The sequence below is a fragment of the Lysobacter brunescens genome (genome assembly GCF_042677005.1).
GTDB classification, from domain to species: Bacteria; Pseudomonadota; Gammaproteobacteria; order Xanthomonadales; family Xanthomonadaceae; genus Lysobacter_I; species Lysobacter_I brunescens.
In genome coordinates this window covers 256,290-279,037 of record NZ_JBHTIF010000005.1, presented here as the reverse complement: position 1 = coordinate 279,037, position 22,748 = coordinate 256,290, and the positions used below count along the sequence as shown (strand labels likewise).

Annotated in this window: 9 protein-coding genes; 7 read left to right on the top strand and 2 right to left on the bottom strand. The window is 63.4% G+C overall.

From position 1 onward, the window contains the following. Nucleotides 1–45: 45 nt before the first annotated feature. Nucleotides 46–12,852, top strand: a complete 12,807-nt coding sequence (locus ACFQ0E_RS18150; protein WP_386826249.1) for a putative Ig domain-containing protein — start codon at nt 46–48, stop codon at nt 12,850–12,852. Between the two features lie 5 nt (nt 12,853–12,857). After that, the gene (locus ACFQ0E_RS18145; protein WP_386826247.1) at nt 12,858–13,481 is read left to right on the top strand and encodes a hypothetical protein; all 624 of its coding nucleotides are present in this window, start codon (nt 12,858–12,860) and stop codon (nt 13,479–13,481) included. 213 nt (nt 13,482–13,694) lie between these two features. On the opposite strand, the gene ACFQ0E_RS18140 is transcribed toward ACFQ0E_RS18145, so the two are convergent. Together ACFQ0E_RS18140 and ACFQ0E_RS18135 are read right to left on the bottom strand one after the other, a co-directional pair. Then, the gene (locus tag ACFQ0E_RS18140; RefSeq protein ID WP_386826245.1) at nt 13,695–14,120 is read right to left on the bottom strand and encodes a hypothetical protein; all 426 of its coding nucleotides are present in this window, start codon (nt 14,118–14,120) and stop codon (nt 13,695–13,697) included. A gap of 24 nt (nt 14,121–14,144) precedes the next feature. Continuing rightward, nucleotides 14,145–14,651 (bottom strand): hypothetical protein, encoded by a 507-nt coding sequence (locus ACFQ0E_RS18135; protein ID WP_386826243.1) that lies wholly within the window; start codon nt 14,649–14,651, stop codon nt 14,145–14,147. A gap of 404 nt (nt 14,652–15,055) precedes the next feature. On the opposite strand from ACFQ0E_RS18135, the gene ACFQ0E_RS18130 reads away from it, so the two are divergent. The 5 genes from ACFQ0E_RS18130 (at nt 15,056) to ACFQ0E_RS18110 (ending at nt 22,342) form a co-directional block, all read left to right on the top strand. Then, entirely contained in the window at nt 15,056–15,346 is a 291-nt protein-coding gene (locus tag ACFQ0E_RS18130) for a co-chaperone GroES (protein WP_137850076.1), read from the top strand. A gap of 105 nt (nt 15,347–15,451) precedes the next feature. Beyond that, nucleotides 15,452–17,095, top strand: a complete 1,644-nt coding sequence (groL, locus tag ACFQ0E_RS18125) for a chaperonin GroEL (RefSeq protein ID WP_386826241.1) — start codon at nt 15,452–15,454, stop codon at nt 17,093–17,095. A gap of 338 nt (nt 17,096–17,433) precedes the next feature. Next, the gene (locus ACFQ0E_RS18120; RefSeq protein ID WP_386826240.1) at nt 17,434–18,999 is read left to right on the top strand and encodes a hypothetical protein; all 1,566 of its coding nucleotides are present in this window, start codon (nt 17,434–17,436) and stop codon (nt 18,997–18,999) included. A 232-nt stretch (nt 19,000–19,231) separates the two neighbouring features. After that, on the top strand, nt 19,232–21,325 hold the full coding sequence (locus ACFQ0E_RS18115) for a S9 family peptidase (protein ID WP_386826238.1): 2,094 nt from the start codon (nt 19,232–19,234) through the stop codon (nt 21,323–21,325). A gap of 351 nt (nt 21,326–21,676) precedes the next feature. After that, nucleotides 21,677–22,342, top strand: a complete 666-nt coding sequence (locus tag ACFQ0E_RS18110; RefSeq protein ID WP_386826236.1) for a helix-turn-helix transcriptional regulator — start codon at nt 21,677–21,679, stop codon at nt 22,340–22,342. The last annotated feature ends 406 nt before the right edge of the window (nt 22,343–22,748 follow it).

Sequence of the window (22,748 nt, the reverse complement as noted above, 5' to 3'; positions counted from 1 at the left end):
ATGCTGGATCTGACCACGGCGGGCAAGATCGCCGGCGGCAACGGCGTGGAGTCCGACCTCGCCGCGTTCGTCGCCGCGAATCCGGCGACGGCGCAGGGCGAGCGTCGCGTGTACGACGCTGCGGGGCGGATGCAGTACACGATTGATGGGATCGGCGCGTATACCCGTTACCGCTACGATGCATCGGATCGAGTGGTCGTGGTGCGCAAGGCCGTCACCCCGCTGAATCTGGCGACGATCACCGATGCCACCACTGCGGTGCAGCTGGAGTCGATGGTGGTCGCGGCCGATGGCGACGAATACACCAACTTCGTGTACGACGCAGCGGGGCGGCAGGTGTACACGGTGAGGGCGGTCGGTTCGATGCTGACCCGCCCGTATGCGGCGCAGCTGACGCAGACGCGTTACGACGGCGCAGGTCGCGTGCTCGCGACGATGGCGTATGCAGCGCACTTCACGGTCGATGAGAACACGGTCCAGGCGATGTCGGGCGGCTCGGCGACGGACGCGCACTTCAGTGCATTCGTGAGCGCGAATGCCGGCACGGCGCAGACCCAGCGCACGGTGTATGACGCCGCAGGTCGCGCGACCTACACCATCGATGGTACCGGTGCCTACACGCGCGTCTGGCGCGATGGCGCCGATCGCGTTGTCGCCAGCCGCACGTTCGCGACGCGGCTCTCGGCCGCCGCGCTGGCGGCCCTGAGCGATGCGACGACCATCGGCAGCCTGGACGGGCAGCTGGCGTGGACGGAAGCCGACCAGGCGAACTACCGGATCCACGATGCGGCGGGCCGGGTGCGCTTCATCTACAGCAGCATGGGCCAGCTGCAGGAGATGCGATACGACGGCGTGGGCCGCGCGCTGTCCACGATTGCGTATGTGCCCCCGTTCTGGGGTGATGGCACGTTCACCAACAAGCTGTTCGCCGGAACGGCGACGGAAGCGGATTTTGCGTCGTTCACGACAGCGAACGCCGCCACGGCACAGCGCCAGCGGACTGTGTACGATGCCAGCGGCCATGCGCGCTACCAGATCGACGCGCTGGGCTACGTGACGCAGTCGAACCATGATGGTGCGGGTCGACTGCAGTCGACCCACACCTATCGCAATGCTGTTGCCTTGACGTCGGCATTGACGACCAAGCTGGACGCAGGCACGGCAACCGATGCCGACATCGCGACGGCCGCAGGTGCGGCGTCGACGGTTGCGCCCTGGAGTACCGGGTTCGACGGCCAGAAGATTCCGGGGCTGGATCTGAGTCTGCTCGATCCGCTGAGCAACAACAGCGGCCGAATCGAAAATGGCCGGGTTGTGTTCAACCGTGTTCCCTCTGGCAGCGGCACCAACTGGCCGCAGTTGTGGAGCGTGGACAGCTACACGCTCGCCGAGGGCCGGACGTTCCGTACGGAAATCACGACGGATGCGACGCAGACCAACAACAGTCTCCTGTTGTCCTTGCGCAACACGGCCAACAACTTCGGTAACGAAGGCATCGCGATCCAGAATGGTCGCCTGCAGCTCTACCGGGGGACCGCAGAAGGTGGTCACTCGTTCAGTGATCTTGGTGGCCTGAACAACAGCACGACCTATGTCGTCGAGATCGAGACGACGTCGACGTCGATCACGACCTTCATCTACGCAAAGGGCCAGGGGCGCGACAGCGGCTGGCGAGTAGACCGTGCGGTGACCTCGGCCGCATACGGTTCATTCAAGTTCCTGATCCATGGGACGACGGAAGCCAATGTCAGCGGCGCGAGCCTCTTCGTCGACAATCTCGCCATCCTCAACAGCAATGCCGTCGCCAGCGAGTCCTACCGCTACGACGCCGCAGGTCAGCTGATCGCCAAGGTCGATGGCCTGGGCAACACCGAGACCTACCGTTACGACGCTGCCGGTCGCCGGGTCTCGGTCACCAATGCCAACGGTCACACAAGTCGCATGGTGTACGACGGTACGGGCCAGTTGCGGTATTCGATCGACGCGCTGGGTTACGTGACGCAATCGAACTACGACGGCGCTGGCCGCCTGCTGTCGCGCCACACCTATCGGAACGCGATTGCGCTGACGCCGGCGCTGGCCGCCAAGCTGGACGCGGGCACGGCAACCGATGCCGACATCGCGGCGGCGGCCGGCGCGGCGTCGACAGTCGCACCGTGGAGTACGGGGTTCGACAACAAGACCATCCCGGGACTGGACCTTAGCCTGCTCGATCCGCTGGGCAATAACGGTGCAAAGATCGAGAATGGCCGCATTGTTTTCAATCGGGTTCCCTCCGGTGGCGGCACCAACTGGCCGCAGGTATGGAGTCTGGACAATTACACGCTGGCGGAAAACCGGGGGTTTCGCGCCGAAATCGCCACGGGCCCGGATCAGGGCAATAATAATCTTCTCTTTGCATTGCGAAACACTGCGAACAACTTCGGCAACGAGGGTGTATATGTTGCGAATGGACGGCTTTACGCGTATCGAGGGACGCCGGAAGGAACTGTTACATTCAACGATCTCGGCGCGCTGAGTAACAGCACGACCTATGTGGTCGAGATTGAGACCACATCGACATCAATAACCACCTTCGTTTATGCGAAGGGGCAGGGTCGCGACAGCGGCTATCGGATCGACCGCGCTGTCACGTCAGCAGCCTATGGGCCTTTCAAGCTCTTAATCCATGGCACAAGTGAGGCGGGCGTCAGTGGTGCTAGCCTGTCTGTCGACAACCTCGCCATCCTCAACGGCAACGCCGTCGCCAGCGAGTCCTACCGCTATAACGCCGCCGGGCAGGTGATCGCCAAGGTCGACGGCCTGGGGAATACCGAGACCTACACCTACGACGGCGCAGGCCGTCGACTGTCGGTGACCGACGCCAATGGCAACACCAGCCGTGTCGTCTACGACAACAGCGGCAGGCAGATCTACAGCATCGATGCCACCGGTGCGTTCACCCGCACCTGGTACAACGCCGCCGGCCAGGTGGCCGCAGTGCGCAAGTTCGATGCCCGCTTCGACTCGGCGATCCTCAGCGATGCGGTGACCGTCCACCAGCTCGACTTCCAGCTCGAACCGCTCGGCGCGTGGAGCAAGGGCTACCAGCAGGAGTTCCGCGTCTACGACGCCGCCGGCCAGCTGCAGTTCGTCTACGACGGCGCGGCCTACGTCACGCACTACGAGTACGACGGCGCCGGTCGCCTGGTGACGACGCGTCGCTATGCCTCGCAGTTCATCTCCGGGGACGCCACGCTGACCAACCGACTGCTCGCCGGTCAGGCAAAATACTCGGATTTCGCTGCCTTCGTCACGGCCAACGAATCGACCGCGCGGATGGAGGCGCAGGTCTACGATGCCGCCGGCCAGGTGCGCTTCGCGTTGCAGCGCAATTTCGGCCAGTGGACCGTCTCCGAGCGTGCCTACGACGGTGCCGGCCGGACGATCAGCGAAACCCGCTACGGCGCGACCATCGCCTATGCGCCGGGCCAGACCGACAGCCAGCTGGTCGCAGCCCTGTCGAGCCAGACCGACAAGCGCACGACCCGATACCTGCTCGACAGCGTCGGCCAGACCCGCTTCGTGGTGGATGCCACCGGCGCAGTCAGCGAGCAGCGTTACGACGCCGTTGGCCAGGTGATCGAGACGCGCAGCTATGGCGTGCGTCCGAACAACATCACGATCGACACCGCCGGCGTCACCGCCTGGGCGCGCACGCAGGCCGCTGCCGATATCCGCAAGGTGACGAACACCTACGACGCCGCCGGTCGTCTCACCGCGCGCACCGATGGTCTGAATCGCAGCGAGACCTTCACCTACGACGGCGCGGACCGCATGCTTACCCGCACCGACCGTGCCGGTGCGGTGTGGACCTACCAGTACGATGCCGCCGGTCGCAAAACCGCAGACATCAGCCCGGAGGCCGAGGTCTACGGCATCACCGCGCAGGGCATGCTGTCGGTCGCCCTTCGTTCGGTGGTGACGCGCTATGCCTACAACGCACTGGGGCAGCTCGCCAGCAAGACCGAGGACGCCGACAACGCCAGCGGCAAGCGCACGACGCGTTACGACTACGACAAGGTCGGCCGGCTGGTGAAGACCACGCTGCCGCATCCGGGCAGCTTGGATTACTACAGCGGCGAGATCGTCTACAGCGGCCCCGCGCCGACGGTGGAAATCACCTACGACGCACTCGGCAATGCCGTGGTGCAGAAGGACGCCAACAACCACTACAGCTACAAGATCTACGATGGCTTCGGTCGCGTGTCGGCCGAAGTCGACCAGGAACACAACGTCACCACGTATCTGTACAACGCCTACGGCGAACAGGTCCGCCTGCTGCGTTATGCCGCCAAGCTGATCACCACCGGATCGGCCTTCAGCAGCGCCAACTGGCAGGCCGGCAAGGAAATCATCTGGGCGCAGGTCCAGGCCGGTATCGACAACAACAACGCCCAGAATCGCTTCATCTTCACCGACTACAACCAGCGCGGCGAGAAGATCGAAGTCAGGCTGTCGGCGGTCGAGTACCGCAACCTCGACGACACCAGCATCCTCAGCAGTGGCACGCCGACCACCCGTTACGAGTACAACGCCTACGGCGAAGTGGTGCGCGAGAAGGTGCTGCAGTCCGGCTCGACCGATCCGCAGGCCGGTGGCGGCTTCTGGGCCGAGACCTATCGCTATTACGACCAGGCTGGCCGCATGACCCATGTGGTCGATGCCGAAGGCTACATGACCGAGATGCAGTACAGCGCCACCGGCGAGGTGCTGAAGACGATCGAGTACGCCCGCGCCGTCGCGGTGCGCAACGCGCCCTCGAACAGCCCGGGTGCGCCTGTCCAGAGCAACTACACCGGCAGCCTCGGTCTGTCCACGAGCACGCCGCCGGCCGCGCCTGCGGCAGGCGATCCCGCCACCGGCTACAACCGCGAGACGCAGTGGACCTATGACATCCTGGGCCGCAAGTCCTCGGAAACCCTGGTCCGTCATGTGCGCGGGACCGACGGCAACGTCCAGCAACAGCTCCTCGCCAGCAGCTACGGCTACGACGCCGAGGATCGCGTCACCACGTTGACCAACGCGACCGGAACCACCACCACGACCTACAACGTGCTGGGCCAGGTGGCCTCGGTGCGAGAGCCCTCGCGCCAGGTGCTGACCGACACGGCCGATGCCGCGCTGCAGGCCAGCAGCGCGACCAATCTCGCCTCGTCGAGCCTGTACGTCACCCGCTCGCCTTACACCACCATGGCCTACGACGGCCTGGGCCGCCTGATCGCCGCGCGACGCCACGCCAATGGCCACGACGGGGTCAATCCGCCTGCGATCGACAACGCACGGGACCAGGTCACGCTGAGCGTCTACGACGCCCTCGGCCGCGTGGTGATGAGCCAGAACGGCCTCGGCGACCGCACGTGGTCGCACTACGACAACACCGACAAGCTGACCCACAGCTGGACCCGCCACCGCCGTTCCGACGGCAACAACGACACCGTCGTCCATCGCGATTACACCTACGACAAGACGGGGCGGCAGACCAGCGCCAAGCAGCGCCGGATGACGCTCGATGGCGTGACGCTGCTGGGCACGGACCAGTTCGAGGTCGCCACCTACAACGCCTTCGGCGAAATCATCAGCAAGGCCTACGAAGGCATCCAGGGCACGCTGCTGTACACCTACGACAACGCTGGCAGGCTCGTCAGCGACAACAGCACCGGTGCGATCCGCAAGTACGCCTACAACCTCGCAGGCCAGCAGACGAGAGAATCTCATTGGGTCAAGCTGGATGCGGCCAGCACGGCGGTGGAAGTTTCGACCGCCATGACGGTCGACGGTTTGGGCCGTACGACGAAGGTGGTGTTGCCTTCGCATACGAGCGATGCCGCGACCACATCGACCGTGCTGCAGAGCTACGATCGCTGGGGAAATCTCACGCGTGTCGTCGATGCGCGCGGCTATCAGAGTGACTTCGAATACAACGACCAGAACCAGTTGGTCAAGGAAACCCGGCCGCTCGCCTGGGTGGTGGCCGAGAACGGCGCCGGCAACTGGCAGCGTCCAGTGCATCACCGTTATTACGACGTGCAGGGGCGACTGGTCGGCACGCGTGATGCCAATGGCAACCTGCGCCAGTATGCCTACGACAGCGTGGGTCAGCAGGTGGCCGTCACGGATGGGACCGGCAACGTTACCCGTTACGCCTATGATGTGCTCGGTCGCCAGCGAATGGTCGAAGACGGGGTGGGGCACATCACCTGGCAGGAATTCGATCGCGCCGACCGCGTGACCTCGATCGGCGACTTCCTGACCAACGGGGCTGCGCGGACCAGGCATGTACAGCAGAGCTATCTGCTGAACCAGAACGGCGACCGTCTCACCGTGACGAATGCCCTCAACGCGACGGCGAAGTACGACTACGACAGCCAGGGTCGCGTGATCCGCAGCGAGACCGCGATGGGTGTGTGGCAGGAATACGGTTACGACGTCATGGGCCGCAAGGTGCAGGAGCGCAGTGTGCTGAGTTACGGCTCCTACCAGCCTGATGCGAGCGAAGCTGCGATCGAGTACAACAGCCTGTCGTGGAAGTACGACGCCTTCGGCCGCGTGATCGATCATGACAACCTGAGCGGCCGAGACAGCGACTACGAGTACGACCCGCTCTCGGGCATGCTGATGCGGGAAGTCGCGGTCGGCGGGCCTGCGGGTACCACGCCAGGTGTGAAAAAGGTCAGCTACTATCGCAACGGTCGAGTCCGTGAAGTGCTGGAATACAACTCTGATGTGCAAAATCAGAGTGGGCAGCCCACGTCGACTTACCGCTATGAGTACGATGCTTCCGGCAATCGGACCATGGAATACGCCAAGACCAGCGATGTCTATGGTCTCCAGGTGCAAACGGTCGCGAGGACAGTGTACGACAGCAACAATCGTATCCTGCGCGTCACCCAGGACGATGTGAACGATGCCGGAGCCGTCCTCAAGCGCAATTTCGAGCTGCGCTACGACTACGATGCGAACGGCAATCGTCGTCGTGTCGTGACCCAGTCGGGCTACGGCCCGAACCTGCAAGGAGTCACGCCGACGAACCAGACACCCGTGGTCGCGTCCACGCCTCGTGATCGTGGTGTGCGTCCTGGTGAGCTTTCGCAGTTCCGCCTGTTGTTCACCGATATCTTCCGTGATGCCGAGAACGACGCGCTTACCCTGACAATCACGAAGGGGGATGGCACAGCATTGCCATCCTGGCTAACCGCGACTCGCGATCCGCAGACGGGCGAAATCATTTTCGCCGCGAACGTGCCTGCAGGTACGCCGGACACCGATCTTGTCGTCAAGTTGGCCGTTCATGAGGCCGGCAGCCCTGCGCAGCAAGCCAGCACGACTTTCACCGTTCGCGTCCGGCAGAACCATGTGCCTGAAGTGCTGCAGGGGGTCTCGACCGAGCTGAAGGCGACCGTGGGTCAGGTCTTTGCCGCGACCCTGTCGGCGACCGACTATTTCACAGATCTGGATGTCACCGAGCAGTTGGCATTGAGTCTGACAGGTCCGGCCTTGCCGGCCTGGTTGAGTGTCGATACCACCGGCGGCCGCGTCCGCCTGCAGGGTACGCCACCTTCCACGCAGACCGTGTCGATCACGCTGCGGGCGACAGATTCGCGCGGCGCTTTTGTCGATCGCACCGTCCAACTGGTGGCACAGCAGAATCTGCCGCCCCAGGTCGTGGCGTCTCCCGGCACGGTACAGGCGTCCATCGGGTATGCCTTCAGTTGGACCGTGCCGGTGTCCCAGGTTTTCACCGATCCCAATGGCGATACGCTGCGGATCGGTGCCAGTGGCTTGCCGGCCTGGTTGAGCTTCGAGCACCAGAATGGTACGAATCCACCGCAGTTGAGAATCACGGGGCAAGTACCGCCTGGCGCCACGAATGGCCAGGTGTTCACGATCACCCTGACGGCGACCGAACCGAGTGGTGCAAGCGTCAGCACCACAATGCAGATCCTGTCGACCAATAACGTCGCACCCGATGCAGCCATCATCGAAAACAAGTCGATCAAGCAGAACGTGCTCTACAGCACTACGCTGCCGGAGTTCTACGACCGAAATGGTGATGTCCTCTCCTACAGCGTGACGGGCTTGCCGCCCGGATTGAGCTTCAATTCCGGCAACAGACTGCTGTCCGGTACGCCGACCGTGCCGGGCGTCTGGGCCGTGACCTATCAAGCCTCGGACGGAGGTCAATCCACATCGAGGACCTTTACTATCCAGGTGCAAGCCAACACGGCACCGAACAGCGTGCCGATTACAGGCAAGGCTGCAGGTGTCGGCGGCAACGTACTTCTGGTGCTGCCGGCCTTCAACGATCCCGATGGCGATCTGTTGAGCTACAGCATCAGCAATCTGCCGCCTGGGTTGAGTTTCGATCCGAATAATCGACGCATCACGGGAGCGCCGACTACCCAAGGCAGCTGGACGGTCACGTATTCAGCGGTGGATGGGCGTGGCGGCACTGCCAGCGTGCAGTTCGTCTACACGATCAGCGCACAGCCTGTGAATCAGCCTCCGCAATTGCTTTCGCCGCTGCAGGATCGGCAGGCCGAAGGAAATGTCCTCTTTACCCACGCCATCCCGACAGGCGCGTTTGTTGATCCTGAAGGCGGTGGCTTGACCTATAGCTACACCATCCTGTCCAGCGATACGCCGACCGGATGGTTGTCGTACAACCCGACCAACAAGACGTTCTCGGGTACGCCGCATGCAGCCGCCGATGGCACCATCGTGATCCGCATCACGGCTACCGACAGCCAAGGCGCCACCGAGTACGACGATTTCGTGATTTCGGTCTATCCGTACCAGGGCAATGGAGAAGAGCAGCCCTTGGGGATTGGCGGCGAGACCGAAGGCGCAGCGTACAGCTTCGACATGGGCATGGAGGTCGCGCCGTACTCCGATGCAGGCGAGACCGGCCCCGTCTATGCGACCACATCGTCTTCCGGTTCCAACCCACTGCCACCGCAGGTGCAGGACAAGTGGTTCACGTACGATGCCGAGAATCGCCTGCGTATCGTCAATGGCGTGTTGTCCGGTGCGGCAGGCGCCGTTGGCACCACGATCTCCATGACGATGAGCAACCAGTTCGACTCTTACGAGCAGGTGTACGACGCGGCGGGTCGTGTGACGCTGCTGGCGCGTCGGCGCGCGAATCAGTATGGGCAGGAAACCACGATGGTTCAGCGCTCGGTCTATGACCTGCGCGGCCAGCGTGAGTACGAGTTCCACATGCAGACGGTGGGCACGCCCGAGAACGGCATCGCCAAGCGCTATTTCTACGATGCCGTAGGCCGACTCGTCGAAACGCGCAGTTACTATCAGGCCAACGAATCGGTGGCTGCGCCTCTCGACCAGGAAGGTTACCCCCGCGGATTCGACATGAGCATCGGCGGCTGGCTGAACGGGGCCGAACAGCAGACCTATGATGCCGATGGTCGACTGACCTGGCAGCGGACGCTGCATCGTGAGAATCAGCCGACCTGGCGCGACCCCGAAATGAATACACCCAGCTCCGGCGAGTGGAGCGATCTGGGCGTACTGACCAACAAGAGCGAGATCTTCTATACCACCGCTGCCGGCGGGAGTGGCTACGATGCGGCCGGCCGTCTCGTGCATTACCGCTACAAGTCGGCCGATATCGAATGGAACACCCATAGCTACAACCTCCAGTACGAAGGCTGGGACAGCTGGCAGGAAAAGACTGTGGCCGGCAGCAGTTCGTACTACAAGTATCGTGCGACGACGAATACGCTGACCTACGATTATTTCGGCCGCCTGATCAAGCAAGTCGAAAATACGCCGCTTCCCACGAACTATGGGGTGCTGCACGATCGCGTGAAGGCCTATACCCACACGGGCGATGGCACCATCATGACGCGCCGCGAAGGTACGCTGGAGAGCAACGTCTTCACCCAGGTGGCGGACAGCACCGGCGCCAAGGCGAATTTCCTGTTCGTCCATGCGGCCGGCAAGCAGCAGGCGGAGATCAAGGAAGGCGGCTCGATCCGGACCAACAACGGTACCTATTCGATCCCGCAGATAACCACGCTCAATGGCGGTGCGCCGTACACCGCAGGCGGTTCGATGGTCATGGTGCTGGAGGGCGAAACCCTCGCCACCCTGGCCCAGCGTGTCTACGGTACCGACATGCTGTGGTACACCATCGCCGATGCCAATGGCATGGGTGATCGCGACGCCAAGCTGGTCGCCGGCACGCAGTTGAAGGTGCCCGAAGTCTCGGTCAGCCAGAACGATGCCAGCACCTTCAAGCCCTACAACGCGAATGATGCGATCGGCAACATCACGCCGTCGCTGCCGTTCATTCCGCCGCCGCCGGGGCAGAAATGCAAATGGCTTTCCACGCTGATTGGCGTCGTGGTCAATATCGTCGTCAGCTACTACGCCGGCCCTGTAGCCGGTGCGGCAGCTGGGAATCTGGCGACACAGGGCAGCGCCCTGATGTTGAATGGTCAGTACGACTGGGGACGTTTCTTCCGTTTCACCGTCAACCCGTTCGGTGGAAACAGCAGCGATCTCAACCGTGCAATCTTCGATCCACTGGGCAATGGCGCCCCTGGGATGATCGACTATGAAAGCGTTGCGATCTCGGCAGCCGCCGCTTACGTGGGCGGAGGAGTGGCGGGCGCAGCTGGCGGCGGAGTCACCGGTGCGATGGCCGGCGCAGCTGCCTCTTACGCCACGACATATGGATTGAATCGTGCGCTAGGCAGGGACGCGTCGTTCAGTCTGCGTGGCTTCGCTGCAAGCGTGGCCACGGCTGGGATCACCGCAGGCGTCTTCGGTGGAATGGGCAAGCCAGGAACTTCCACGGACACTGAGATCAACCCGTGGGGACGGGGCGCCTTCGGTCATTCCCAGACGAGTTACACGAAGTTCGAATGGAACAAGGTCGTTGCACAACATCTGGCGATCAACCTTGCGAAGGGTGCGATCAGTTATGCAGTCAACAGGGCATTTGATGCTCCGGGTACCAGTTGGAACAATGTTGATTTCCTCGTGAATGCAGTCGGCGACACGATTGGCAGTGGAATTACGGGGCAGATTGATAATCAGGTGAATAGCGTCAAGCAGGTTTGGCAGGCGCGGAGTGTGCGCAGGCAGCCCACAACGGTTAGTTTCGAGCCCGGTGAAACTGATCGTCATTCAGGGCCAACTTTCGATCCTAGAATCGGCCCGCCGGCCGATATGAATGATGATGGGAGGCATAGTGATGAAGACGTCCGCGCGATTAATGCGCAGTTCGGATTGAGCTGGGTGCCCCTGCGTTCTCAAGAAGGAATAACGTTTGATTACCCGCCGGAATCTATTGCCGGTCAAGGTTATATTGACGCCGCGAAACGAGGGGAAATGCTGGAGCCGACCTCATCGTTCGGTGAACAATCCGATATGAAAATGGAGTTGGCTCGAGTTCAGGCGTATCAGGAGGCGCTCGAAAAGTTGCGGCTTCCGATTCAGGGGGGAATGTCTGGAAAGCAGTTGACTCGTTATGAAAATCACAATGCGCTCATTGATAATACCGGCAATGTTTTGAAGGCTTATACAGCAATCGTTCTTGATGATGGGTCTGGGCGCAGAATGCTGTCCGATTTGAAGGCTGGAATATCGAGGCTAAACGCGGACCACCCTCTCCTGATTGCCTCCCAGCTTGACCTTGCTGCTGTGAGGTCAATGGATGATCGGACTCTCCGGTCAGCAGTGCTGGCTGGTATGAGGACCACTCTCACGAACTCCTATGAGTTCGCGACGCACACGCGACCTGCGGCTATTACTAATACGTTCCATAACAGAATGGCAAATTTCTTTGTCAATATGGATGGTGCGCATTTTGATCAGCTTGGAAAGACCTCTGCTATCTCTGACGCTGCGGTCATGTCTGGTCAAACGAGAGTGCTTTGGCTTGTCGCTGGACTATCCGCGCTGTGGCAAAGTGGCACACTTGGAGATGACAAGCTGTTCGCACGAAAGCTGGGATCTGTCGGCTTGATATCTAGGAGAGAGAATGCAAGGATTCAAAGTGATGCGTCCGGAGAACAGCTTGGGGCATTGGCGAAGCTAGGCATCGGCGGTGCTCTCAATAAATACGTTTCTGTGCCCGCCACCATTACAGGAGGCCTCGTTACCGAGATTCCTGATGCTCAGGCTGGCATCAGGATGCCAAGAGCGAGCGGGTGGTCTGCGGCTGCTGGTGGTAGTATTACGAGGCTGTTGGGCACTGAGCTTAGGTCTTTGACCAAGGGGTATAGCCCCGCTAGTTTCAAGGCTTATGTTGCGAGCCTAGAGAATAGATTTGCAGGCAATGTCGCTAATGTGGGCCGGGATCGTGCTATCGCTGAGCTATTGCCGAGCGGTAGAGTGCCCACGGTCAAGAAGGGATTCAATGCTTGGTGGGATGATCTGACCGTAAGTGAGGCAAGGACTATTCTTCAAGTTCCTAAATATCGCGAGGCTATTGCCGAACGTATTAGAAATGGCGGTGCCAAACATGAATGGATGATGGTTGTTGAGGCTCTGAAGTTCAAGTCATGGGGCGTTTCTATGGATGAGGTTCATAGATTTACTACTGGGACTTTGGATCTTAAGTGGGTGGTTCCGGGGACTGGTGTTCGGGGTGCCCACACTGTTATCGTAAATGGGGAAAAAGTATCTGGCCCGGGCAGCAAACAGTTTCACAATGAGCTTAGGGCTGTCATTGTTAATAGCAATTCATTGAGAGAATATAATGCTGGGGTGATTGCCTTGCGTGATAGATGGAAGATCGACCCTGCTCTCTTGCCGCCTCTCCCCGTTGCAAGGAAATGATAAAAATGGATAGTCAATTGCTGCGTGATTGGATATCGATGTGTGAAGAAGGAAGATCGTTCGACCATTCATATTTTTATGGCTTGTTCATGGATAGTTGTTCGTTAGAAGAGCTTCGGTCTGTCTTTCAAACATTTCCTGATGCGGAAGGTTATGTGTCTGCATTGTTGCGAATAAAGAGTGGTGGGCATTCTCAGTTCGATTCGAATGAGAGAATAAGGGCTTCTTCTCAGTTGATTCGTGAGGATGTTGAGCGGATGCGTGTTTTTTTGTCGAAAATCAATGAGCATGACTTGGCTGATTCATTTTTGAAAAATAACGTCGTTTTCGTTGATTTGGATGTGTTTAAGTCGATTTCTTATGGTGATGATGCCTGGCCTTCTAGTGAGGCCATGTCTGCAATAGGTGACTGCTTCAGGGATGTCATGGATGGTTGCGAGGAAAAGTATTGGCAACTGAATGAGGCAGTCTATGGTGCGACAAATGATTACCGCGCCGTCTGGTATGTGGCTTCAAATGGGTTTGATTTTGGCTATGATTTTAGTCTTTATATGGATATTCGCGGCCTCGGCGTTCAGTACCTTGTTTGTGAAACTGGGATATATGCGGTGGATCTTCGGGCTGTGTAACTGTACACAAGAAAACCGGGACACCCACTTTTCTTTCCTGTACAAGTTGGGTAGGCAAAAGACAGGGACACCCACTTTCTTTCCTGCCTGCTGCCGAAGCGGACGTGAGTAATATCCAGCGTCCGCTCCCTTCGCAGGCCGCGTGGGCAGCGCATATAAACCATCGCCCACGCGCCATCCTCCCGGCCGGGCGTCCAGTCCGCTGGCGATGTTTCACCCCAGTTTCAACGCCAGTCGGATGCCCGCCAGCCACTGCTGCCCCATCCGCTCGGCGAGGGCGATCAGATCCCGTGCCGAGCCTGCGGCGCGGTGCCAGCCGCTGCCGAATGCAGCGACGCGTGCGGCCCAGCGCGTTGCGTCGCAGTCGATGTTCGCGATGACGGCGGGCGCATCTGCTGAAATGCGCCCACGCTTGCCGGGCGCGAGCTGCCGCCCGGTCCAGTCGAGGATGTGCAGATAATCAGCGGTGGTGAGATCGACGGCGGGTCTCAGGCTGCCCGCGATCGGCTTCAGTGGTGAAGTCGCTGATGCCGGACCCTCTCTCACCTGCGAAACACGTTCCGCTGCGCTGGTGTAGGTCGAAGTTTCAAGCCGGTCGGCCATGCCCGCGCGGATCTGGTTTAGGTCGACATACGCCATGGCGGCGAGGATCGCGCGCTCGTCTCACAGAGCCTGGCACTTGTAGCGGCCTTCCCAGAAGCGCCCCTTGCAGCCGTCCTCGCGATTCGCGCGGCGGGCAATGGGTTCGACGAGGCAGCGCATCAGCCAGGAGAGATTGCCGAGACGCTCGCGCAGCGTCTCGATCCGCTCTGGATTCGCCAGCAAACGCAGGCATTTGGCCTCGATCGCGGCGTCGCTGTCCTTGCGCGGCGGAAACAGGCGGACCCAGCGTGCGGCGACCTCGTCATCGGACCAGCGCAGCGTCTCGCCCGGGTCGATACGCAACACGAGATGCAGATGATTGCTCATCACCGCATAGGCGTCGATCGCGACGGCGAAGCATTCGGCGACGAGCTGGATGCGGTCTTCGATCCAGCCCCGGCGATGCTCGAAGGACTGGCCGCTGTAGCGGTCGACGCCGCAGAGGAAGGCGCGGCGCACGCAGCGCTGTACGCAGTGGAAGGCGCCAGGACTGTGATGCGGGGCGATCTGCGAGCGAGGCCGGGTCATGCCTCAGTGTCGCGGAGGCAGTGCGGGTGGGATGTCGGGGAAGTGCTGATCCGGGTGTCGGGGAAGTCTGAGTTGTGGGTGTCCTTGGTTGGATTGATGATGGTGGATGGTGGGTGTCCCTGGGGAGGGGGAGGGGGCTGGAGGGGGCTGGGGGGGGTGGGGCTTGGTTGGGCCAGGGGGCAGAGGGAAATATGGGTGTCCCCGGTTAAGGGAGGCCGTCGGCATGGCCAGCCCGCTCCGATCCTTCCCCGTCCGGGGCCCTTGAAACCCCCGCAGCCCACCCCATATCTCCGGCCAGTCCCGGCTCGCCGGGCGTTTTTTGCCCGCGGCTTTGGCACTCTCCCCGGGGGACTGCTAAAATCGCCACCCTTTTCTCCACCAATCAACCACTTGCGAGGGTTCACATGAATCTCAAGCCGCTCTACGACCGCCTGGTCGTCAAGCCGATCGAAGCCGAAGAAACCACCGCTGGCGGGATCATCATCCCGGACGCAGCGAAGGAAAAGCCGACCAAGGGCGAAGTCGTCGCCGTCGGCGAAGGCAAGTTCATCGACGCCACCGGCGGCACCCGCGCGCCGAAGGTCAAGGTCGGCGACAAGGTGATCTACGGCCAGTACTCCGGTTCCGCCTACAAGCAGGACGGCATCGAGTACAAGATCATCAAGGAAGACGACATCCTCGCGATCGTCGGCTGATGCGCGTGGCGGACGCATCCGCCGCACGCTCGCCAATGCATCGATGTCGCAATGGTGGGTTGAAGCCCACCCCAAGAAATCAAACCAATTCCGGAGCTTCAAACAATGGCTGCCAAAGATATCCGTTTCGGTGAAGACGCCCGCGCCCGCATGGTGCGCGGCGTCAACGTCCTCGCCAATGCCGTCAAGGCCACCCTCGGCCCGAAGGGTCGCAACGTCGTGCTCGAGAAGAGCTTCGGCGCCCCGACGATCACCAAGGACGGCGTGTCCGTCGCCAAGGAGATCGAACTGGCCGACAAGTTCGAGAACATGGGCGCGCAGATGGTGAAGGAAGTCGCGTCCAAGACCTCCGACAACGCCGGTGACGGCACCACCACCGCGACCGTGCTGGCCCAGGCGCTGATCCGCGAAGGCATGAAGGCCGTCGCCGCCGGCATGAACCCGATGGACCTCAAGCGCGGCATCGACAAGGCGGTCACCGCCGCCGTCGCCGAGCTGAAGGCCATCAGCAAGCCGACCACCGACGACAAGGCGATCGCCCAGGTCGGCACGATCTCGGCCAACTCCGACGAGTCGATCGGCAACATCATCGCCGACGCGATGAAGAAGGTCGGCAAGGAAGGCGTGATCACCGTTGAAGAAGGCTCGGGCCTGGACAACGAACTCGACGTCGTCGAGGGCATGCAGTTCGACCGCGGCTACCTGTCGCCGTACTTCGTCAACAACCAGCAGTCAATGGCCGCCGAGCTGGACGACCCGTTCATCCTGCTGCACGACAAGAAGATCTCGAACGTCCGCGACCTGCTGCCCGTGCTCGAGGGCGTGGCCAAGGCCGGCAAGCCGCTGCTGATCGTGGCGGAAGAAGTCGAAGGCGAAGCCCTCGCGACGCTGGTGGTCAACACCATCCGCGGCATCGTGAAGGTCTGCGCCGTGAAGGCCCCGGGCTTCGGCGACCGCCGCAAGGCGATGCTGGAAGACATGGCCATCCTCACCGGCGGCACCGTGATTTCGGAAGAAGTCGGCCTGTCGCTCGAGAAGGCCACGATCAAGGATCTCGGCCGCGCCAAGAAGATCCAGGTCTCGAAGGAAAACACCACGATCATCGATGGCGCCGGCGCTGCCGACGGCATCCAGGCCCGCATCAAGCAGATCAAGGCCCAGATCGAAGAGACCTCGTCGGACTACGACCGCGAGAAGCTGCAGGAGCGCGTCGCCAAGCTCGCCGGCGGCGTGGCCGTGATCAAGGTCGGCGCCTCGACCGAAATCGAAATGAAGGAAAAGAAGGCCCGCGTCGAAGACGCCCTGCATGCCACCCGCGCTGCCGTGGAAGAAGGCATCGTCCCGGGCGGCGGCGTCGCGCTGATCCGCGCCAAGGTCGCCGTCGAAGCGGTCAAGGGCATCAACGAAGACCAGAACCACGGCATCCAGATCGCCCTGCGCGCGATGGAAGCCCCGCTGCGCGAGATCGTGACCAACGCCGGCGAAGAGCCGTCGGTCATCGTCAACAAGGTGAAGGAAGGTACGGGCAACTTCGGCTACAACGCGGCCACCGGCGAATTCGTCGACATGGTCGAAGCCGGCATCCTGGATCCGACCAAGGTCACCCGCACCGCGCTGCAGAACGCGGCCTCCATCGCCGGCCTGATGATCACGACCGAAGCCATGGTCGCTGAAGCGCCGAAGAAGGACGAGCCGGCTGCCGGTGGCATGGGTGGCGGCATGGGCGGCATGGGCGGCATGGACTTCTGATCCATCCGCAGTCGCTTGCGTTTCACGAAAAACCCCGCCGCGAGGCGGGGTTTTTCTTTGCGCGAGAGAAGGCATCGCAGAGGCGCCAAGGTGGTCCGCGAATCCCGGGGCATGGCTGCATGCCTGAAATCGTATGCAGAAATCTCTCGTCGCGACCGAGACATCTCTCGGCGCACGCAATGCCGACACCGATCACGCTTCGCCGGTGGCGCGCTGCCTAGGATGCCGCCCGCGCCGGAGCCGCTCGACCTCCGGCGCGTCCGTTCAGTTCGAGCCCGCCGCGATCGTCCGGAGCGCGTCCTGCGTCCGGCGAGGCGGCCCCACATGGAACCGTCCACATGAAGGAATCTTTCCGCACCACGCTGCGGTTCGCCGCCGCGACCGCCCTGCTGTCCGCCGCGACCGCCCACGCCCAGACCTATTCGCAGCTCAGTCCGCTGCCCGGCAGCATGCAGGGCGCGCCGATCCTGGTCAGCAACAATCCCGAATCGGTCAATCGTGCCGGCCTGCTGCTCGGCATGGATGCGATGAACTCGGTCGACCCCGGCAAGGTCACCCGCCGACTGACCGGCGCGACCACCCTCGACAGCGGGTGCACCGCCGGCGGCATGCGCGAATTCTCGTTCTACATGCACCACATCCTCGGCGATCCGGTCGGCACCGATGCCCGGGTCGATCGCATCTTCCTGATCCTGGAGCCGGTCGGCGCCAGCGCGACCTTCACCGCGTACGGCGCGGCGATCTCGCAGCGCGACATCCTGGAGCAGGCCGCGTACACGCTCGATCCGGGCCGCAGCCCCAGCTACTCGGTCGCGCGCGTGCTGGTCACCGGCGCGATGCCGAGCTGGGTGGGCAGCACGAACGGTTCGACGATCATCAACGTGCCCACCTCGGCGCCACGCACCATCACCGGGCCGACGCAGATCTTCCAGCTGCGCGGCGGCAGCACGCCGAAGGGCGCGTCGCTGGATGCGCGCATCACCTTCCGTGCGTCCAGCGGCTGCCTGCGCGCGCGACTGGTGGCCGCACCGGCCACGATCACCACGGCCACCGCCGCCAACGACCTCGGCAAGTCGCTGTACGCTTGGGGCAACGTGCCGACGACCTACAACGCCGACGGCACCACCAACGTGCTCGGTGGCACGCCCTGCACCAGCCGCCAGTCGCAGAACACCGACGGCACATACAACTGGACCGGCTGGGGCCGTCCGGCCGGCATCTACCAGTACAACAAATGGAACGGCACTGTGCCGGTGAGCTTCACCGCGCCCGGACAGACGTTCGGCTACCGCTACCTGGCGGCGCCGGCCAACCTGCTCCGTGCGGCGAGCACGTCGCCGGTCACCATGCCCAGCGGCGTCTGCGACCCGCCGGCCGGTTCGCCGGTCTCGCCCTCGGGCGACGCCCAGCGTCCGCTGGCCCTGCGCTACTACTCCAGCAACACCTCGCTCTATGCCGCCGGCCGCCCGGCCGACCGCGACAGCGACAAGTTCTCGACCGCGAACTACGGTGCCGAATACAACGTCACCTACAACGTGACCAACAACAGCACCTCGTGCATGCGTGTGCAGCTGGTCTTCACCGCGTATCCCGGCGGCCAGAACTGCGCGACCTACACCGGCGGCGCGGCCACCCGGCACTACGACGGCGATTTCAAGATCACGACGGCCGGCGTGACCGGGTCGTCCGTGGTCCAGGCCTACATCAAGTGCAACACCAGCACGACCACTACGCCGTTCATCCCGGCCGGACGCATCACCGAGAAGGTGCTGGCCGAGCGCGTGCTGGGTACTGCCAGCACCAACCGCACGGTGAGCTGGAGCGTGCAGAACTTCATCCCCGGGCTGATCTCGATCCCGGCGGGGATGCTGGTGCGTTCCACGGCCGCGTCCTGCCCGGTCTGACAGGCAGGCGATGGCGCGACCGGCCTTCCGGAGTCGGTCGCGCGCCTTCCGTGCAAGCCCTCGAAGCGCGCATCCCGCCCGTCGGCGGGGTGCGCGCTTTGCCGTCCTTGCCGGCATGCGGGCAGCCTTCGGCACGGTGTCCCGGCACATGCCTTGCGGCATCATGCTGGCGGGCCGCGCGGCACGTCCGCGCGGACGACGACACGTAGGCACGTTTTTTCCGGAGGGTGTGATGGTGATGCGAAACATGGCGGTCGCGCTGCTGGCGCTGGCCTGCATCGGCGCGCAGTCGGCGCTGATGCCGGCGGCGATGGCGCAGGCGAAGAAGGAGCCGTTCACGGTCGAGCGCAGCTGGAAGCTCCAGCGCATCGGCGCGCCGACGGTGTCGCGCGATGGACGCACGATCATCGCGCCGGTGACCCGGTTCGCGATGGACGAGGACAAGGCCTATTCCGATCTGTGGGTCTGGAATGCGGACGGCAGCGGCCAGCGCGCCTTCACCACCGATGCCGCCAGCGACGGCTCGCCGGCGATCAGTCCGGACGGCAAGTACGTGGCCTTCACCTCGCAGCGCGGCGACGACAAGGCGCCGCAGCTGTACGTCATGCCGCTGGGCGGCGGCGAGGCCCGTCGGCTGACGAAGCTGGCGACCGGCGTGCAGAGTCCGAAGTGGTTCGAGGACGGCAAGCGCCTGGCCTTCGTCTCGCGCGTGTTCGCCGACCTGCCGCTGGCCGAGCAGGGCAAGCGCCTCGACGAGCGCAAGGATCGCAAGATGACCGGCATGGTCTGGGACGCCGGCCCGGTGACGGCCTGGGACCAGTACCTCGACGAGCGCCAGTTCCACGTGTTCTCGGTCGCCTTCGACGCGGCGGCGAATGCCGAGATGCCCGCGATCCGGGCGCTCACCCAGCCCAGCGGCTACCAGTTGCCGCGCGGATCGGTGCAGGGCGCGGGGGGGCATTTCGCGGTGTCGCCCGACGGCCGCGAGCTGGCCTTCGTCGCCGATGCCGACCCGGCGATCAACCGCAGCAACAATGACGTGTTCGTGGTCGCCATCGAGGCCGACGGCAGCGGCGGCAAGCAGGCGCGCAACCTCACCGCCGACAACAAGGCCGGAGATGGGTCGCCGCTGTACAGCCCGGATGGCCGCCACCTGAGCTTCGTCCAGCAGCGCATTCGCGGCTTCTACGCCGACAAGGGCCGGCTGATGGTGTTCGATCGCAAGGCCGGCACCACGCGCGAACTGTTCGCCGACTGGGACCGCAGCGCCGCCGGGCTGGTCTGGGCCGCCGACAGCCGCCGCCTGTACGGTGCGATCGACGATGCCGGCACCGTGCGCGTGTACGAGCTGCCGCTGGACGGCGCACCGCGCAAGGTCACCGCCGAGCGCTCGCACGGCTCGCTGGCCGTCACCGACGACGGCCGCCTGTTCGGCCTGCGCGAGAGCTTCATCGAGCCGCCGACCCTGGTGCGCATCGATGCGAAGACCGGCGCGTCGACCAAGCTGTCGACGATCAACGACGCCCTGCTCGCCGCCACCGACCTGGGTACCTACGAGTCGGTGACCTACAAGGGCGCCAACGGCCGCGACATCCAGATGTGGGTGAACTACCCGCCGGGCTTCGACAAATCGAAGAAGTACCCGTTCTTCATGCTGATCCACGGCGGCCCGCACAACGCCATCACCGACGGCATGGCCTTCCGCTGGAACGCCCAGGTCTTCGGCAGCTGGGGCTACGTCACCGCCTGGCCGAACTTCCACGGCAGCTCGGGCTTCGGCCAGGCCTTCGCCGACTCGATCAACCCCGAATGGGCCGAGCAGCCCTACCAGGACGTGATCAAGGCCGCCGAGTGGTTTCAGGCCCAGCCGTGGATCGACCGCGACCGCATGGTCGCCGGCGGCGGCAGCTACGGCGGCTACCTGACCACGGTGTTGCTGGGCCGCGAACACCCGTTCAAGGCCCTGGTCGCGCACGCCGCGGTCTACAACCTGTACTCGCAGTACGCCGCCGACTTCTCGGCCGAGGCCCCGCGCTTCGGCGGCTACTGGGAGCCGGGCAACCGCGAGGTGCTGGAGCGCAACTCGCCGCACCTGGCCGCCGCGAAGTTCAAGACCCCGACCCTGGTCGTCCACGGCCAGACCGACTTGCGCGTGCCGGTGAACCACGGCCTCGAGCTCTACCACACCCTGCTCAACCGGGGCGTGCCGACCCGGCTGCTGTACTACCCGAACGAGAACCACTGGGTGCTCAAGCCGCAGAACTCGGTCTTCTGGTATCAGCAGGTCAAGGCCTGGTTCGACACCTACAACCCGCCGAAGTCCTGAGCGGATCGGGGGCGCAGCCCTTCCCGACAAGCCCCGCGGCGACGCGGGGCTTTTTCGTGGGGCAGCGGAACGCCCGTGCGGCGGGGCTTCGATCGATTTCGTCCCGGAATCGCCCCGGGTCCGCAGCTGTACGCGTCACGCGGCCCGCATAGGATGTCTGCCGCCGCTGCGGATGCGCGGTGGCGAACCAGGGCGACCGGGATGGTCGCCGGCAATGCAGGAACGCTGAGGAGCAGGGACGCGATGGATCCAGGGATCGGAATGACACCGCACATGCAGGCGACGGGTGGCAGCGCGCCCGGGCAAGGAGCTGGGAACGCTGCCGGGGAGGCCATGGATGGCCGCCCTTCCATGCCGGCCTGGCCCCGTGTTCGGGCCAGCGGATTCGCACACGGCCTGCCGGTGCCGCTGATCGAGGCCCTGCGTGCCTGTTCGACGTCCGGTGGACGCATCGAGATGGGGCCCTGGGTACCCGACAGCGCCGAGCCGTCGCCGGCCGACCTGCATCTGGTCGCGGTCGACGGTCGGGACGCCGCAGCGCGCGTGCTGGCGGCGCTCGACGACGGGGCAGGGCGGCGCCTTGCGGTCTGCATCGACACGGACGCAGGCACGTCGCTGTGTGCCATCGCCGCAGGCGCCGATGGCGTGCTCTACCTGCACGACGGCTCCGAGGAACTGGCCCGGGCGTTGCGGGCCGCCGCTTCGGGCATGCCCGCGCTCACCGCCACCGCCGTCCGGGCGCTCGTCGCCCACGCCCGCGCGACCTGCCGGGCACCTGCGGACACCGCGCCCGGGCACGCGATGCACGAGATGCCCGCCACGGCCATCCGCCTCACCGCGCGCGAGCGCGAAATCATCGTGCTGGCCGACCAGGGCTGCACGTTCACCCAGGCGGCGCGGTTGCTGGGCGTGCAGGTCTCCACCGTCTACACCCACGTGCGCAGGCTCTACGAGAAGCTGTCGGTGAACAGCCTGCCGCAGGCGCTGCACGAAGCGCGCAGGCTCGGGCTGCTCTGAGCGCCTGTTCGAGGCTTCCCGCTCCCTTTCGTTGTGCCGCAGGCGCCCGACGCCCAACGGGCGCCTGCGGCACAACCCGCAGGACCGGCGAGAGGCATGGAAAGGTTTTGAGCAGACGCCAACGATTGCGCATCGGATGTTTCGTTCCGTGACGAGCATCGTCATCATCGCGTAACCCCCTGTTTTCCTCGTCTGGATGCACGACTGCATGGTGGATGCGCATGCGCATGTCCTGCGGTGTCGTCGACGTGTGCGTCCGCCGGGACGCTGCGTGGAACGCTTGTCCTCCGATCGTGTACGCAGATCTGTTGCAGCCCATTGCTGAACTGTCGAGTCCTATTTTGCACTGCAGCGTGCGTTGCCCTCAGCCTTCCTTCAGGATGCGCCGGCATCCCGACGTGGGGGA